General features: G+C 69.9%; 13 protein-coding genes. 11 read left to right on the top strand and 2 right to left on the bottom strand.

Annotation, left to right across the window (positions count from 1 at the left end; all coding sequences use genetic code 11):
• The first annotated feature begins 16 nt into the window (after positions 1 to 16).
• From Q2100_RS07630 to prcA, 3 genes are read left to right on the top strand one after another with little or no spacing between them, the layout of a single operon-like run.
• On the top strand, positions 17 to 211 hold the full coding sequence (locus Q2100_RS07630; RefSeq protein ID WP_264010673.1) for a ubiquitin-like protein Pup: 195 nt from the start codon (positions 17 to 19) through the stop codon (positions 209 to 211).
• Positions 208 to 1,110 carry a proteasome subunit beta gene (prcB, locus tag Q2100_RS07625; RefSeq protein ID WP_372503630.1) on the top strand — a complete coding sequence of 301 codons (903 nt, stop codon included), beginning with the start codon at positions 208 to 210 and terminating at the stop codon, positions 1,108 to 1,110. The genes Q2100_RS07630 and prcB overlap by 4 nt, the downstream gene beginning before the upstream one ends.
• On the top strand, positions 1,107 to 1,865 hold the full coding sequence (gene prcA / locus Q2100_RS07620) for a proteasome subunit alpha (RefSeq protein WP_302913518.1): 759 nt from the start codon (positions 1,107 to 1,109) through the stop codon (positions 1,863 to 1,865). Before prcB ends, prcA begins: the two co-directional genes overlap by 4 nt.
• Before the next feature lies 1 nt (position 1,866).
• On the opposite strand, the gene Q2100_RS07615 is transcribed toward prcA, so the two are convergent.
• Positions 1,867 to 2,085 carry a hypothetical protein gene (locus Q2100_RS07615; protein WP_302913517.1) on the bottom strand — a complete coding sequence of 73 codons (219 nt, stop codon included), beginning with the start codon at positions 2,083 to 2,085 and terminating at the stop codon, positions 1,867 to 1,869.
• A 224-nt stretch (positions 2,086 to 2,309) separates the two neighbouring features.
• On the opposite strand from Q2100_RS07615, the gene Q2100_RS07610 reads away from it, so the two are divergent.
• From Q2100_RS07610 to Q2100_RS07575, 8 genes are read left to right on the top strand one after another with little or no spacing between them, the layout of a single operon-like run.
• A complete protein-coding gene (locus Q2100_RS07610) occupies positions 2,310 to 4,745 on the top strand; it encodes a GcvT family protein (RefSeq protein ID WP_302913516.1) in 2,436 nt (811 codons plus the stop codon).
• Positions 4,746 to 4,748: 3 nt separating this feature from the next.
• Positions 4,749 to 5,882, top strand: a complete 1,134-nt coding sequence (gene solA, locus Q2100_RS07605) for an N-methyl-L-tryptophan oxidase (RefSeq protein WP_302913515.1) — start codon at positions 4,749 to 4,751, stop codon at positions 5,880 to 5,882.
• Positions 5,879 to 7,015, top strand: coding sequence for an aromatic ring-hydroxylating oxygenase subunit alpha (locus Q2100_RS07600; protein WP_302913514.1), 1,137 nt, complete (start codon positions 5,879 to 5,881; stop codon positions 7,013 to 7,015). Before solA ends, Q2100_RS07600 begins: the two co-directional genes overlap by 4 nt.
• 11 nt (positions 7,016 to 7,026) lie before the next feature.
• Positions 7,027 to 8,505, top strand: a complete 1,479-nt coding sequence (locus Q2100_RS07595; protein ID WP_302913513.1) for an aldehyde dehydrogenase family protein — start codon at positions 7,027 to 7,029, stop codon at positions 8,503 to 8,505.
• An 18-nt stretch (positions 8,506 to 8,523) separates the two neighbouring features.
• Complete coding sequence (locus Q2100_RS07590; RefSeq protein ID WP_264010666.1) at positions 8,524 to 10,059, top strand: APC family permease; 1,536 nt, start codon at positions 8,524 to 8,526, stop codon at positions 10,057 to 10,059.
• The gene (locus Q2100_RS07585) at positions 10,052 to 11,587 is read left to right on the top strand and encodes a GMC family oxidoreductase (RefSeq protein WP_302913512.1); all 1,536 of its coding nucleotides are present in this window, start codon (positions 10,052 to 10,054) and stop codon (positions 11,585 to 11,587) included. The genes Q2100_RS07590 and Q2100_RS07585 overlap by 8 nt, the downstream gene beginning before the upstream one ends.
• Positions 11,588 to 11,636: 49 nt before the next feature.
• Positions 11,637 to 13,409 (top strand): putative nucleotidyltransferase substrate binding domain-containing protein, encoded by a 1,773-nt coding sequence (locus Q2100_RS07580; protein ID WP_302913511.1) that lies wholly within the window; start codon positions 11,637 to 11,639, stop codon positions 13,407 to 13,409.
• Positions 13,410 to 13,421: 12 nt separating this feature from the next.
• Positions 13,422 to 14,231 carry an IclR family transcriptional regulator gene (locus Q2100_RS07575; RefSeq protein WP_302913510.1) on the top strand — a complete coding sequence of 270 codons (810 nt, stop codon included), beginning with the start codon at positions 13,422 to 13,424 and terminating at the stop codon, positions 14,229 to 14,231.
• Here the strand turns inward: Q2100_RS07575 and Q2100_RS07570 are convergent.
• The coding region (locus tag Q2100_RS07570; protein WP_302913509.1) for an alpha/beta hydrolase at positions 14,170 to 15,276 on the bottom strand (1,107 nt) is incomplete at its 5' end. The genes Q2100_RS07575 and Q2100_RS07570 overlap by 62 nt on opposite strands.

Genomic DNA, 15,276 nt, shown 5'->3' with positions numbered 1-15,276 from the left:
TGTGCAGGAGGCAGCGATGGCTCAGGAGCAGACCAAGCGCGGTGGCGGTGGCGGTGAGGACGATGACGTCACCGGCAGCACGGCGGCCGGCCAGGAGCGTCGCGAGAAGCTGACCGAGGAGACCGACGACCTGCTGGACGAGATCGACGACGTCCTGGAGGAGAACGCCGAAGATTTCGTGCGTGCGTACGTCCAGAAGGGCGGACAGTGACTTGGCCGCACGACCACCAGGCATTCGCCCGATTCACCCTCCCGACCCCTGGGGCACCCGCCGTACCGGTGGACCTGTCGTCGTTCTCTGACATGCTGCGCCGGCAGGCGCCCCATCTGCTGCCGTTCGGCGGTGGTGCGGAGCACGTGGGGCGGGTCACGGACGCGGTGCCGCACGGCACGACGATCGTCGCGCTGAAGTTCCCCGGCGGCGTGGTGATGGCCGGCGACCGGCGCGCCACGCAGGGCAACATGATCGCCAGTCGTGACGTGCAGAAGGTGTACATCACCGACGATTACACGGCCACCGGGATCGCGGGCACCGCGGCCATCGCGGTGGAGTTCGCCCGGTTGTACGCCGTCGAACTCGAGCACTACGAGAAGATCGAGGGCGTCCCGCTGACGTTCCCCGGCAAGGTCAACCGGCTGGCGACCATGGTGCGCGGCAATCTCGGCGCGGCGCTGCAGGGCTTCATCGCGTTGCCGTTGCTCGCCGGATTCGATCTCGATGATCCCGACCCTCAGGGCGCCGGACGGATCGTGTCCTTCGACGCGGCGGGTGGCTGGAACATCGAGGAGGAGGGCTACCAGTCCGTCGGTTCCGGCTCGCTGTTCGCCAAGTCCGCGATCAAGAAGTTGTACGGGCAGGTGCAGGACGCCGATTCGGCACTGCGCGTGGCCATCGAGGCCCTGTACGACGCGGCTGACGACGACTCCGCCACCGGCGGGCCGGATCTCGTGCGCGGCATCTATCCGACCGCGGTGGTCCTGAGCGCCGAGGGCGCCGAAGAAGTGAGCCAGGAGCACATCGCGACACTGGCTCGCGAAGTCATCCAGAGTCGTTCCCGCGCCGATACCTTCGGCCCCGATGCGCATGCGCCGCGAGGTACAGATTCGTGAGCTTCCCCTATTTCATCTCGCCCGAACAGGCGATGCGCGAACGTTCGGAGCTGGCGCGCAAAGGCATCTCCCGGGGCCGCAGCGTGGTCGCGCTGGCCTACGCGGGCGGTGTGCTGTTCGTCGCCGAGAACCCGTCGCGGTCACTGCAGAAGGTCAGCGAGCTCTACGACCGGGTGGGCTTCGCCGCGGTCGGCCGGTTCAACGAGTTCAACACGATGCGCAGCGGCGGTATCCGGTTCGCCGACACGCAGGGCTACGCGTACTCGCGCCGCGACGTGACCGGCCGCCAGCTGGCGAACGTGTACGCCCAGACGCTGGGCACCATCTTCACCGAGCAGGCCAAGCCGTACGAGGTCGAGCTGTGCGTCGCCGAGGTGGCGCACTACGGCGAGACCAAGGCGCCGGAGCTCTACCGGATCACCTATGACGGCTCCATCGCCGACGAACCGCATTTCGTCGTGATGGGCGGTACCACCGAGCCGATCCTGACGGCGCTCAACGATTCGTACACGGAGAACGCCGAGCTGGGCGACGCCGTGAAGATCGCGGTGGCCGCGCTGAGTGCGGGCGCGGGCGGCAACGGGAGCGAGGCCCGCACGCTCGGGGTGTCGACGCTGGAGGTCGCGATCCTTGACGCGAACCGGCCCCGCCGGGCGTTCCGGCGGATCACCGGTGCCGCACTGGAGGCGCTGCTGCCCGAACCCGGTGAGGCCGACGCCGGTGGCGCCGAATCCGGGGACAAGCCAGCGGATTAGCTCACCTCACGGGGGGCAGAGTGCCACGCCTCGTGCTCCGTATCTCCTGGGCTCTGCTGCGGAGTTCCACCGACACGGCGATCGTCCGGGCGGTGCGCTCGAAGAGGTCGGTCAGGTCGCGCGCTTCGTAGTGCAGTCCGGTGGCGCCGTTGCTGTTCGCAGACATCTTCTCGAATCCGTTGCCGTAGGGCACCGGGTCGATGTGCTGCGAGCGTGTCACCGGAGCACTGGTGATCGAGTGGCAGCGCGCGGCGTAAACCCAAGTCGTCGCCGCTGCCGTTGATCCGGTTGCGTTCAGGCTATCCGTTGCGCGAGGTCTGAAACGTCCGCGCGCGTGTCCGAGTTGACGCGGGGGCCGGCGAAGACGAGGATGTGTTGCGTATAGAACATCACGTTGCGTCAAGCGCAACAAAATAGGCGTATCCGTCCGGAAGTGGTCAATCCATGCCGAAAATCGTCGTGATCGGTGCCGGTATCGTCGGCACCTCGCTCGCCGACGAACTCACCGCGCGCGGGTGCGCCGACGTGACGGTGGTCGACCGCGGACCGCTGTTCGCCACCGGCGGGTCGACATCGCACGCTCCCGGCCTGGTGTTCCAGACCAACCCGTCCAGGACGATGACGGCATTCGCCCGCTACACCGTGGAGAAGTTCCGCACGCTCGACCACCCTGGCGGCTGGGCGTTCAACCCGGTCGGCGGACTCGAGATCGCGACGACGCCGGAGCGGTGGGCCGACCTGCACCGCAAGGCCGGCTGGGCGCAGGCTTGGGGCATCCGGGGTGAGCTGATCACCGCCGATGAATGCCTGGCGCTTCACCCGCTGCTCGACAAGGACCGGGTTCTCGGCGGATTCCACACGCCCACCGACGGATTGGCCAAGGCCGTGCGCGCCGCCGAAGCGCAGGCACGACGCGCGATGGCACGCGGCGCCACCTTCTTGGCCGGCACCGAGGTGCTCGGCATCGTCGATCACGCCGGCCGGGTGACCGGCGTACGCACCGCCGACGGGGTGCTGCCCGCCGACATCGTCGTCTGCGCCGCGGGCTTCTGGGGCGCGCAACTCTCCCGGCAGGTCGGCCTCGTGCTGCCCCTGGTGCCGATGGCCCACCAGTACGCGAAGACCGGCCAGGTGGCGCCGCTCGTCGGCCGCAACACCGAAGCGCTCGAGGCCGGGCTGCCCATCCTGCGCCACCAGGACGCCGACCTGTACTTCCGCGAACACGTCGACCGCATCGGTATCGGCTCCTACGCCCACCGCCCGATGCCGGTGGAGATGGCCACCCTGTCGGCGGACACCGCGGGGGAGACCATGCCCTCGATGCTGCCGTTCACCGACGAGGATTTCGCCCCCGCGTGGGCCGAGGCCACCGCACTCCTGCCCGCACTGGACGATTCGAAGGTCGAGGAGGCCTTTAACGGCATCTTCTCGTTCACCCCGGACGGTCTGTCGCTGATGGGTGAGCACCGCGAGCTCAGCGGCTTCTGGGTGGCCGAGGCCGTCTGGGTGACGCATTCGGCCGGGGTGGCCAAGGCGACCGCCGAGTGGATCGTCGACGGCGCGCCCTCGATCGACGTCCACGAATGCGACCTGTACCGGTTCGAGGACGTGGCACGCAGCCCGAAGTTCATCGCGCAGACCAGCTCACAGGCGTTCGTCGAGGTGTACGACGTCATCCACCCGCACCAGTACCGCAACGCCCTGCGCGGGCTGCGCACCAGCCCGTTCCACGCCCGGCACCGCGAGCTCGGCGCCTTCTTCTACGAGGGCGGCGGCTGGGAGCGGCCGGCCTGGTTCGAGGCCAACGCCGGACTGGCCGAACGCATCGACGGCCTCGACCTCCCGCGGCGCGACGAATGGTCGGCGCGGTTCTGGTCGCCGATCTCGGTCGCCGAGGCGCACTGGACGCGGCACCGCGTGGCGATGTACGACATGACGCCGCTGACCCGCTACGAGATCGCCGGGCCGGGCGCCGCCGCTTTCCTGCAGCGGATGACGACGAACAACGTCGACAAGAGCGTCGGCTCCGTCACCTACACCCTGCTGCTCGACCACACCGGCGGCGTCCGCAGCGACCTCACGGTGACCCGGCTCGCCGACACCACCTTTCAGGTCGGTGCCAACTCGCCGCTGGACTTCGACTGGCTGACCCGCCATCTGCCGCTGGACGTGACACTGCGCGACATCACCGGTGGCACCTGTTGCGTCGGCGTGTGGGGACCACTGGCCCGCGACCTCGTGCAGCCGCTGTGCCCGGACGACCTCTCCCACAACGCCTTCCCATATTTCCGCGCACTGCACACCCACCTCGACGCGCTTCCGGTGACCATGTTGCGCGTCTCCTACGTCGGCGAACTGGGCTGGGAGATCTACACCGAGGCCCAATACGGTGCGGCGCTGTGGGATCTGCTCTTCGAGGCCGGCCGTGACCACGGCGTCATCGCCGCGGGCCGGATCGCGTTCAACAGCCTGCGCATCGAGAAGGGCTACCGCAGCTGGGGCACCGACGTCACCGCCGAGCATTCGCCTGCGGCCGCCGGCCTGGGGTTCGCCGTCCGGATGGCCAAGGACGACTTCGTCGGCAAAACCGCATTGGAGGCCGCGGAACCGCCGCCGAACACGTTGCGCAGCATCGTTTTCGACGACCCGGCGGCAGTGGTGCTCGGCAAGGAGCCGGTGTACGTCGGCGCGGAGTGCGTGGGCTACGTGACGAGTGCGGGGTATTCGCCGACCGTCGGCCGCACCATCGCCTACGCGTGGCTGCCCACCGCCGTCGCGAACGGCGACACTGTTTCCGTGGACTATCGCGGAACACGGCACACCGCGGCCGTCCACCCCGAACCGGTGGTCGACCCCGAGATGGCCCGGATCAGAAGGTAGGCCATGACATACGACGTCATCGTGATCGGTCTCGGCGGGATGGGCAGCGCGGCGGCCTACCACCTCGCCGCCCGCGGGCAGCGTGTGCTCGGGCTGGAGAAGTTCAGCCCCGCCCACGACCGCGGCTCCAGCCACGGCGGGTCACGGATCATCCGGCAGTCCTACTTCGAAGACCCCGCCTACGTCCCCCTGCTGTTGCGCTCCTACGAACTGTGGGACAAGCTCGCCGCCGACTCCGGGCGCGAGGTGTTCCGGCTGACCGGAGGGCTGTTCATCGGGCCGCCCGACAGCCTCACCGTCGCGGGCAGTCTGCGCGCCAGTCAGGAATGGGACCTGCCGCACGAGGTGCTCGACGCCGCCGAGATCCGGCGCAGGCAACCGAATTTCACCCCTCGCGACGAGGACATCGCGCTCTACGAGGCCAAGGCCGGATTCGCCAGACCCGAGATGACCGTGCAGGCCCACATCGACCTCGCCGGACAGGCGGGCGCCACCCTGTACTTCGGCGAGGAGGTCCTGCACTGGGCGGAGACCGCCCGGGGCGTCACGGTGACGACGGCGCGCGGCACCTACACCGCGGGCCAGCTCGTCGTCTGCCCGGGCGCCTGGGCGCCACAGCTGTTGGCGGAGTTCGGTATCCCGATCACCGTCGAGCGGCAGGTGCTGTACTGGTTCGATCCGGTCGGCGGCGCAGGCGCCTTCGCCGACCAGCCGATCTTCATCGCCGAGGACGCCGGGGGCGAGCAGATCTACGGCTTCCCGGCGATCGACGGCCCGGCCGGGGGAGTGAAGGTCGCGTTCTTCCGCAGGGGTGTGGTCTGCACGCCCGAGACCATCGACCGCCAGGTGCACGACCGCGAGGTCGGCGAGATGCGCAGCAGGGCCGCCGAACTGCTGCCCGCCCTGGACGGGCCGCTCGTGCACTCGGCGACGTGCATGTACTCCAACACCCCCGATCAGCACTTCGTCATCGCCCGCCACCCCGACAGCGCGAACGTCACCGTGGCGTGCGGCTTCTCGGGGCACGGCTTCAAGTTCGTGCCGGTGGTGGGCGAGATCCTGGCCGACCTGGCGACCGAGGGCGCCACCCGCCACCCGATCACGCTGTTCGATCCCCGGCGGCTGGTGACCACATGACCACCGTGCAACCGCCCCCGGGGCTGCGCGCCACCCTGCGCGGCGAGTACTACACCAGCGAGCGGGTGTTCGCCGCAGAGCAGGAACGCATCTTCGAGGACATGTGGTTCTGCGCGGTTCGCTCCGCCGAACTCGCGACTCCCGGCATGTTCCGGAAGGTGCAGGTGGGCCGCGAGAGCGTGCTGCTGGTCCGGGGACGAGACGGGCTGCTGCGGGCGTTCCTCAACATCTGCCGCCACCGCGGGGCGCAGCTGTGCACCGACGACGCGGGCGAGCTGCGGCGCAACCTGCGCTGCCCGTACCACTCCTGGACCTACGCACTCGACGGCAAACTCGTCGCGGCGCCGAACATCGGGACGCTGACCGACGGCGACGGCGCGCCGATCGACCGCTACCGGTTCGGGCTCGTCCCCGTCGCCCTCACCGAATGGCTCGGCTATGCGTGGGTGTGCCTGTCCGACACGCCGCCACCGTTCGACGACGTGGTCGCCGAGGCAACCCGCACCCTCGGCGACGCCGACGCGATCAACCGCTACGGCATCGGCGGGCTGGACGTCGGCAGGCGCATCGTCTACGACGTCGCCGCGAACTGGAAGCTGATCGTCGAGAACTTCATGGAGTGCTACCACTGCAGCTCGATCCACCCCGAACTCGTCGGCGTGCTGCCCGAGTTCGCCCGCGGTGTGGCCGCCCAGGCGAACATCGGCCGAGGTGCCGAATTCGGCTCGGCCGTGGACGGATTCACGGTGGACGGCACCGCCGGATTCGAGCGGCTGCCGGGCATCACCGACGGCCAGGACCGCCGCTACTACGCGATCACGGTCAAGCCGACGGTGTTCATCAACCTGGTTCCCGACCACATCATCTTCCACCGGATGATCCCGATGTCACCGACGCGGACCGTCGTGGAATGCGACTGGCTCTACACCGCCGACGTGATCGCCTCCGGGCGCGACGTCACCCGGTCGGTCGAGCTGTTCCACCGGGTGAACGAACAGGACTTCGAGGCCTGCGAGCGAACGCAGCCGGCGATGGCGTCGCGGGCATACCGGAAGGGCGGTGTCCTCGTCCCCGCCGAACATCACATCGCGGAGTTCCACGAGTGGGTAGTGTCCCGTCTCGACTGTGACTGACGGGACGTGTCGTGGACGGTGAACCGGACCTCTACATCGGAGGGTCATGGCGCCATGCCTCCGACGGGGGCACCCGGGAGGTGATCAACCCCTCCGACGGCTCCGTCGCCGCGACCGTCGACGAGGCGACGCCCGACGACGCACGGGCCGCCGTGGCCGCCGCGCGGGCCGCCTTCGACGACGGGCAGTGGCCGGCCACCGCCGCCGCCGACCGTGCCGCCCTGCTGCTGCGGGTCGCCGAACTGCTGCAGCGCGACAAGGACCGGCTGGCCCGGCTGGAGACCCGCGACACCGGCAAGACGCTGGCCGAGAGCGAGATCGACATCGACGACGTCACGTCGGTGTTCCGGTACTACGCACACCTGATCGCGACGCAGTCCGACCGCCTCGTCGACGTGGGCGACCCGACGGTGATCAGCAGGGTGGTGCGCGAGCCGATCGGCGTCTGCGTGCTGATCGCGCCGTGGAACTACCCACTGCTGCAGATGGTGTGGAAGATCGCGCCCGCGCTGGCCGCCGGCGCCACGATGGTCGCCAAGCCCAGCGAGGTGACGCCCCTGACCACCATCGCGTTCACCCACCTGCTCGTCGAGGCCGGTGTCCCCGCCGGGGTGGTCAACCTGGTGCAGGGCAGCGGCGCCCGCCTCGGCGAGGCACTCACCGACAACGCGGCCGTCGACCTCATCTCCTTCACCGGGGGTGCGGCCACCGGGCGCGTCATCGCCGAGACCGCCGCCAAGCACGTCACCAGGGTGGCGCTGGAACTCGGCGGCAAGAACCCCCACATCGTGTTCGCCGACGCGGACTGGGAGTCGTCGGTCGACCAGGTGCTCACCGGGGTGTTCCTGCATTCGGGCCAGGTCTGCTCGTCGGGAACGCGGCTGATCGTCGAAGAATCGATCGCCGACGACTTCGTCGCCGAACTCGCCCGCCGTGCCGAGAAGATCCGCGTCGGCGACGGCATGGACCCCACCAGTGAGACCGGCCCGCTGGTCTCCGAACAGCATCGCGCGAAGGTGGAGGAGTATGTCGCGCTCGGCATCTCGGAGGGCGCGGTACTGGTCACCGGTGGTGCGCGGCCCGATGATCCGGCGCTGGCCGCGGGCAGCTTCTACCTGCCGACGATCTTCGACCGCTGCGACCGGTCGATGCGGATCGTCACCGAGGAGACCTTCGGGCCGATCCTCACCGTGGAGCGGTTCACCCAGGAGTCCGAGGCGATCGCACTCGGAAACGACACGCAGTACGGTCTCGCGGCCGGAGTCCGGACATCGGACGCGGCGCGGGGCGAACGTGTGGTGCGGGCACTGCGGCACGGCACGGTGTGGCTCAACGACTTCGGCTACTACACCGCCGCGGCGGAGTGGGGCGGCTACGGGAAGTCGGGCAACGGCCGCGAACTCGGACCCACCGGGCTCGCGGAGTATCAGGAGATCAAACACATCTGGCACAACGTCGCGCCGAAGCCGGCCGGCTGGTTCAAGGGCTAGCCGCAGAGAGGACACCACATGGTGATCAAGGAACCGCACGCCGACAGCGGGATGGAGGACTTCGGCTACAAGGAGTCGCTGGACCGCAGCATCGGCAAGTTCGCCAGCTTCGCCGCGGGCGTCAGCTACATCTCCATCCTGACCGGTACGTTCCAGCTGTTCTACTTCGGTTTCGGCGCAGCGGGTCCGGCATACCTGTGGTCGTGGCCGATCGTGTTCGTCGGGCAGATGGCCGTCGCGCTGTGCTTCATGGAACTCGCGGCGAAGTACCCGGTGGCCGGATCGGTCTACAACTGGAGCAAGAAGCTCGCCAGCAGGCTGGTGGGGTGGATGTCGGGTTGGCTGATGCTCACCGCGTCCATCGTCACCATCTCCGCGGTGGCGCTGGCCTACCAGCTCAACCTGCCGAGGCTGTGGAGCGGCTTCCAGATCATCGGCGACGGCAGCGACAACGCCTCCTACGCCGCGAACGCCGTGCTGCTCGGCACCATCCTGATCGCGTTCACCACCCTGATCAATGCGCTCGGGGTGAAGCTGATGGCGAGGATCAACAGCTCCGGGGTGTTCATCGAACTCATCGCCGCGGTGCTGATCGTGGTGCTGCTCGCGGTGAACCTGGAGAACAGTCCGGATGTCTTCTTCTCCGCCAACGGTTATGGCGCGGGGGAGAGCATGGGATACCTCGGCGCGTTCCTGGTGGCGTCGCTGGCCTCGGGCTATGTGATGTACGGCTTCGACACCGCCAGTTCACTGGGCGAGGAGACCGTCGAACCCCGCCGCACCGCCCCCAAGGCGATCTTCCGGGCGATCTTGGCCTCCTTCGTGATCGGCGGCGGCATCCTGGTGTTCGCGGTGCTGGCGGCGCCGAACCTGGCGGACCCCAAGCTCGGTGAGAGCTCGGGTGGCCTGCAGTACATCGTCGAGCAGGTGATGTGGGGGCCGCTGGGCAAGATCTTCCTGGTCTGCATCGTCATCGCGGTCACGGTGTGCACGCTGGCCGTGCACACCGCGGCGATCCGGCTGACCTTCGCGATGGCCCGCGACAACGCACTGCCGTTCGGTGAACGGCTGGCCACCGTCAACCCGAAGACGCAGACACCGATCGTCCCCGCCGTGACCATCGGAGTCATCGCGGTGATCATCCTGGTCATCAACATCGGCCAGCCGAAGATCTTCACGGTGCTGACCTCGATCGCGATCATCATGATCTACCTGGCCTACCTGATGGTCACCGGGCCGTTGCTCAAGAAACGGCTCCAGGGGCAGTGGCCGCCGAAGGATCTCAAGGAGGGCGGCTATTTCACCATGGGCCGCTGGGGCCTGCCGGTCAACATCTTCGCCGTGGTGTGGGGCGCCGGGATGGCGCTCAACCTGGCGTGGCCGCGGGCGGCCGTCTACGGCGAACCCTGGTACAACACCTGGGGCGCGTTCATCTACATCGGCGTGATCCTCGGCGCGGGGCTGCTGTGGTACTTCCTCAAGGGACGCAACCACATCGGTTGCCTGGAGAGCCATGCCGCGACCACGAAGGCCGAGGCCGTCCTGGATGACTGACACCGCATCTCCGACAGGCACCTTCGATTACGTCGTCGCCGGCGGCGGTACCGCGGGGTGCGCGCTGGCGGCCCGGCTGTCCGAGGATCCCGACGTCACGGTGTGCCTGATCGAGGCCGGGCCCACAGACGTCGGCGACGACGCCATCCTGGTGCTCTCGGACTGGATGCACCTGCTGGACTCGGGGTACGACTGGGACTATCCGGTGGAGCCGCAGGAGCGGGGCAACTCGTTCATGCGGCACGCCCGCGCCCGGGTGCTCGGCGGCTGCTCGTCGCACAACTCGTGCATCGCGTTCTGGCCGCCCGCCGAGGCGCTCGACGAGTGGGCGGCGATGGGGGCGACCGGCTGGAGCGCCGAGGAGGTGCTGCCGCTGATGCGCCGGTTGACCGGAACGGTCGGCCTGCGCGACATCCCACCCGAAGACCCCTGCGGCGCAGCGGTACTGGAGGCGGCCGCGGCGCTCGGGATGCCGACCGTCGCCTTCAACCGCGGCGAGACGGTGCGCAACGGCGCGGGCTGGTTCCAGATCAACGCCGGTGAGGACGGGCTGCGCAACTCGAGTTCACACGCCTACCTGCACCCGGTTCTCGGCCGACGCCGCAACCTGGAGGTGCGCACCGACTGCTGGATCGCCGAGATCCTGTTCGACGACGCCCGCAACGCCACCGGCGTGCGCTATCAGCGGCCCGACCTCACCGGGTACGACACCGTGGCGGCCCGCCGCGAGGTGATCCTGTGCGCCGGCGCCATCGACACGCCGAAACTGTTGATGCTCTCCGGGATCGGGCCCACCGCGCATCTTCGTGAGATCGGTGTCCCGGTCCGCGTCGACTCGCCGGGGGTGGGCGCCAACCTCGACGACCACGTCGAGGGACTGGTGTTCTGGGAGGCGTCGCGGCCGATGGTGACGACCTCGACGCAGTGGTGGGAGATCGGGCTGTTCACCTCCGTCGACGAGGGCACCACCCAACCGGACCTGATGATGCACTACGGCAGTGTGCCGTTCGACATGAACACCCTGCGGCGCGGCTACCCCACCACCGACAACGGGTTCTGCCTCACGCCCAACGTGACGCAGGGCCGCAGCCGCGGCACGGTGCAGCTGCGTTCGCGGGACTTCCGCGACCGGGCCAGGGTCGACCCGCGCTACTTCACCGATCCGGAGGGCTACGACGAACGCATCATGCTCGCCGGGGTGCGGCTGGCCCGCCGGATCGCCGAGCAACCCGCGCTGGCCGACTGGGTGGCGCGCGAACTCGCGCCGGGTCCCGAGGCCACCACCGACGACGAACTGCTCGACTACATCCACAAGTGCCACAACACCGTCTACCACCCGGCCGCCACCGCCCGGATGGGCGCGGCCGACGACCCGATGGCGGTGCTCGACCCGCAGCTGCGGGTCAAAGGGGTGTCGCGGCTTCGTGTCGTGGACGCCTCGGCGATGCCGAAACTGCCTGCGGTGAATCCCAACATCACCGTGATGACGATGGCGGAGAAGTGCGCTGACCTCATCCGCAACCCCTGAGCCGGCGGACCTGCCGGCGTTCCTGGCCGAGCACACCCCGTTCCAGGCGATGCCCGGCGACGAGCTCGCCGCGCTCGCCGCCGGCGCGTCGATCGTCGAGTTCCCGGCAGGCGCGCTGATCGCCGACTACACCGACCGGGTGCCCGACGACGTCTGGATGGTCCACTCCGGTCAGGTCACCCTGCGGGCCGGGGTCGACGGCGCCGTCATCGACACCGTCGGGCGCGGCGGCATCTTCGGCTACACCCCGCTGCTCACCGGCGGCGGGATGGAGTTCGACGCGCGAGCAGCGGTGCCGAGCACGCTGATCCGGCTGCCGGGCGCGCCGGTGCGGGCCCAGTTCGCCCGGCCGGCGGGGCTGGCCTTCCTGGCGTCGTCGGCATGGAACACCTCGGGCGAGCGCCCCGCGATGGCCCCTGCCACCGACAACCGCGCGGTCGGCGAACTCCTGCATGGCGACGTGCTCGTGGTGCCGCCGGCCACCACGGTGCGTGACGCGGTGGTGCAGATGACGTCCCATCACGTGTCCTATGCGCTGATCCGCCTGCCGGACGGCGCATTCGGCATCTTCACCGACCGCGACCTGCGCAGCAGGGTCGTCGCGGCGGGACTCTCGGTGGACGTGCCGATCTCGGCGGTGATGAGCGCGCCGGTGCGGACCGTGACCGCGGATCAGACGGCGGAGACCGTGCTGATGGAGATGCTCGAGTGCGGCCTGCGGCACATGCCGGTGGTGACCCCGCGCGGCGACGTCGTCGGCGTGCTGGAGGACGGCGACCTGCTGGCCGCGTCCGCCCGACAGAGCTTCCTGCTGCGCCGCGGCATCGCCACGGCCGCCGACAGCGCCGAACTGGCCCGCGTCGGCCAGCGGGTGACCGGGGTCGCCGCGGACCTTTTCCGCAACGGCACCAAGGCTTCGGCCACCAGCGCGATCCTCTCGGTCGTCATCGACAGCCTGGTCCGCAAGGCGCTCGAACTGGCACGGGCCGAGACGCCCGACGCCCCCGACGACGGGTTCGCCTGGCTGACCCTCGGCTCCGTGGCGCGCCGCGAGGCGATGCCGTCCTCCGATGTGGACAGCGCGCTCTCGTGGGCCGACCACCTTTCACCCGCCGCGGGCTCGCTGCGGGCGCTCGCCGCACGCACCCACCACATCCTCGACGCGTGCGGACTGCCGTCGGACCGCAACGGCGCCACCGCGGACCGGCCCGCGTTCTCCCGATCTGCCGCGCAGTGGTCCGGCGCGGCGACAGGCTGGCTCGACGACCCGCTGCGCGACCGCGGGCTGATCCTGTCGTCGCTGCTCATCGACGGGCGGGTGGTGTGGGGCGATCCGGCGCTGCACACCGTGCCCGCCGCCTACCGGCGGATGCGCGACCGGCACCCGAACACCCTGCGCCTGCAACTGCTCGACGCGCTCTCGGGCAAGGTGCGCACCCGGTCGCTGCGCGACGTGCTGTCCCGGCGCGGCGGGACGTTCGACCTCAAGAACCACGCGGTGCTGCCGATCGTCAACCTGGCCCGCTGGGGCGGACTGACCGCCAACGTGACCACCGGCGGCACGCCCGCCCGGCTGGCCGCCGCGGCCGAGGCGGGGGCGATCACCGATCACGACGTCACCGCGCTGCGCGACGTCTTCGTGATGGTGCAGCGACTGCGGATGACCCACCAGGTCGGTCAGCTCGCCGCCGGCCACGCCCCCGGCGACGTCATCACCTACGCGGAGTTGTCGCCGCTGAACCGCAGCCTGCTCGGCGACGGCCTCCGCGAGATCGCCGCCGTCCAGCGCCGGGTCCGCAACTTCGCGATCCCACCCGGATAGGATCGACCGGCGATGGCAAACGGCGAGGACAGACCGGCAGCGGCGGTGCAGTCAGTGGACCGGGCGCTGCTGGTGTTGGAGAGCCTGGCGAAGTCGGGGCAGGCCGGCGTCACCGAGATCGCCGCCGAACTCGGCGTGCACAAATCGACCGTGTCGCGGCTGATCGCCGTGCTGGAGTCCCGCGGATACGTCGAGCAGGTGTCGGGCCGCGGCAAGTACCGGCTCGGGTTCTCGATCGCCCGGCTCGCGCGCGCCAGCAGGGCGCACCTCGACCTCGGCAAGCTGAGCCAGGACATCTGCGACGGCCTCACCGAGGCCGTCGGCGAGACCAGCAACCTCGCGATCCTCGCCGACGACCGGGTGATCAACATCGTGGAGTCGATCGCGCCCGCGGAGATCAGCCTGCGCACCTGGGTCGGCCAGACCTGCCCTCCGCATGCCACGTCCAGCGGCAAGGCGCTGCTGTCCGGCCTGTCCGCCCAGGAGGTCCGGGACCACTTCGCGGGTCCGTTCGAGGCGTACACACCCAACACCGTCGTCGACGTCGAGGCGCTGCTGCGCCAGCTGGACGGCGTGCGGGAACGCGGCTGGGCGAGCGTCAGCGAAGAACTCGAGGTCGGCCTCAACGCCGTCGCCGCACCGGTCTACGACGACGACGCGCGGGTGGTCGCGGCGGTCAGCGTGTCGGGGCCGTCCTACCGGCTCGGCGACGACCGCTTCGAGGAGGTCGCCAAGCAGACGATCGCCGCGGCCGACGCCGTCAGCCGCCGACTCGGCTGGGTCGAACCCGGGGACCGTGCAGCGACTCCGGGTCGCCGGTGATCACCCCCAGCACGTTGCGCCAGGCGTCAGACGGCCAGTTCAGCACGTCGCTGTGGGCCGCTGGACCCGCCATCGGCCTGCCGTCGTCGTAGCGACCGGCGTCCAGCCGGACGACGCCCGGCATCTCGTCGGGGTTGGCGCCGTGCGGGCCGCCGGGAATGCCCTGCACCAGCTCGATCGGATCACCCGGTGCGGTCATCGAGAACCGCAGCACGTCGGGGTTGCGGTTGCGCCATTCGTCCGGTTGCTCGACCCCGACACCCGCCCCGGCGGCCGCGACGTAGAGGATCCGGTCGCCTGTGAGGCCCAGCGCTTCCGCGGTGCCCACGATCGAGCCGCCGTAGGAGTGCCCGACGTAGGTCACCGGCACGCTGCGGCCGGTCGCCTCGACGGTCCGCTCGACGTCGTGGCTGAACGACACCAGCCGGGGCGCCATGTCCAACGCATAGCGGGGGTCCGCCGCGCCGACGAGGCCGGTCAGCGGATTGCCGCGGGGAAACGGCCCGCCCAGGTACGTGATCATCGCGACGTCGCCGCGGGTGGCCGACACGAACCGGCGCGCCGTCTGCGTGGTGCCCGCCGAACCCTCGACGGTGGTGTTGAGTCCAGGCACCAGCACCGCCACGCTGCGCGCGGTGGCCAGCGATCCGGTGAGTTCGACCAGTGATGCCCGAGCCGGATCGAAGGCCAGGATCTGCCGGTCGACGCGGGCGCCGGTGCGGGCGGGGTCGTCGACCTCGGCGAGCAGACCGCGGTAGAACTCGATGCGTCGCCGCGACGCCGGGTCGGCGCCGTCCTCGGCCACGACCGCCTCGGCGATGTTGATCCGGTTGGCGGCGAAGCGCATGTCCCACGGAACCCCGTCCGTGTTGCCGACCTGCTGAGGGAACTCGTCGACCAGCATGCGGCGCTGCCCGGGCGTCATCCCCGCGATCTGGGCGGCGATGCGGTCCTGGTGGAGCCGGGGCCAGCCGGCCACCAGGTCGGCGCCCGAGGGCGGCACGCTGCCTGCCGGATTCGTGACCGCCGGCCGTCGCGCGGGGGC

Source organism: Mycolicibacterium arseniciresistens (assembly GCF_030519285.1).
Classification (GTDB): Bacteria; Actinomycetota; Actinomycetes; order Mycobacteriales; family Mycobacteriaceae; genus Mycobacterium; species Mycobacterium arseniciresistens.
Note: the sequence above shows the minus strand (reverse complement) of the source record. Positions and strands in the feature narration are given on the sequence as shown.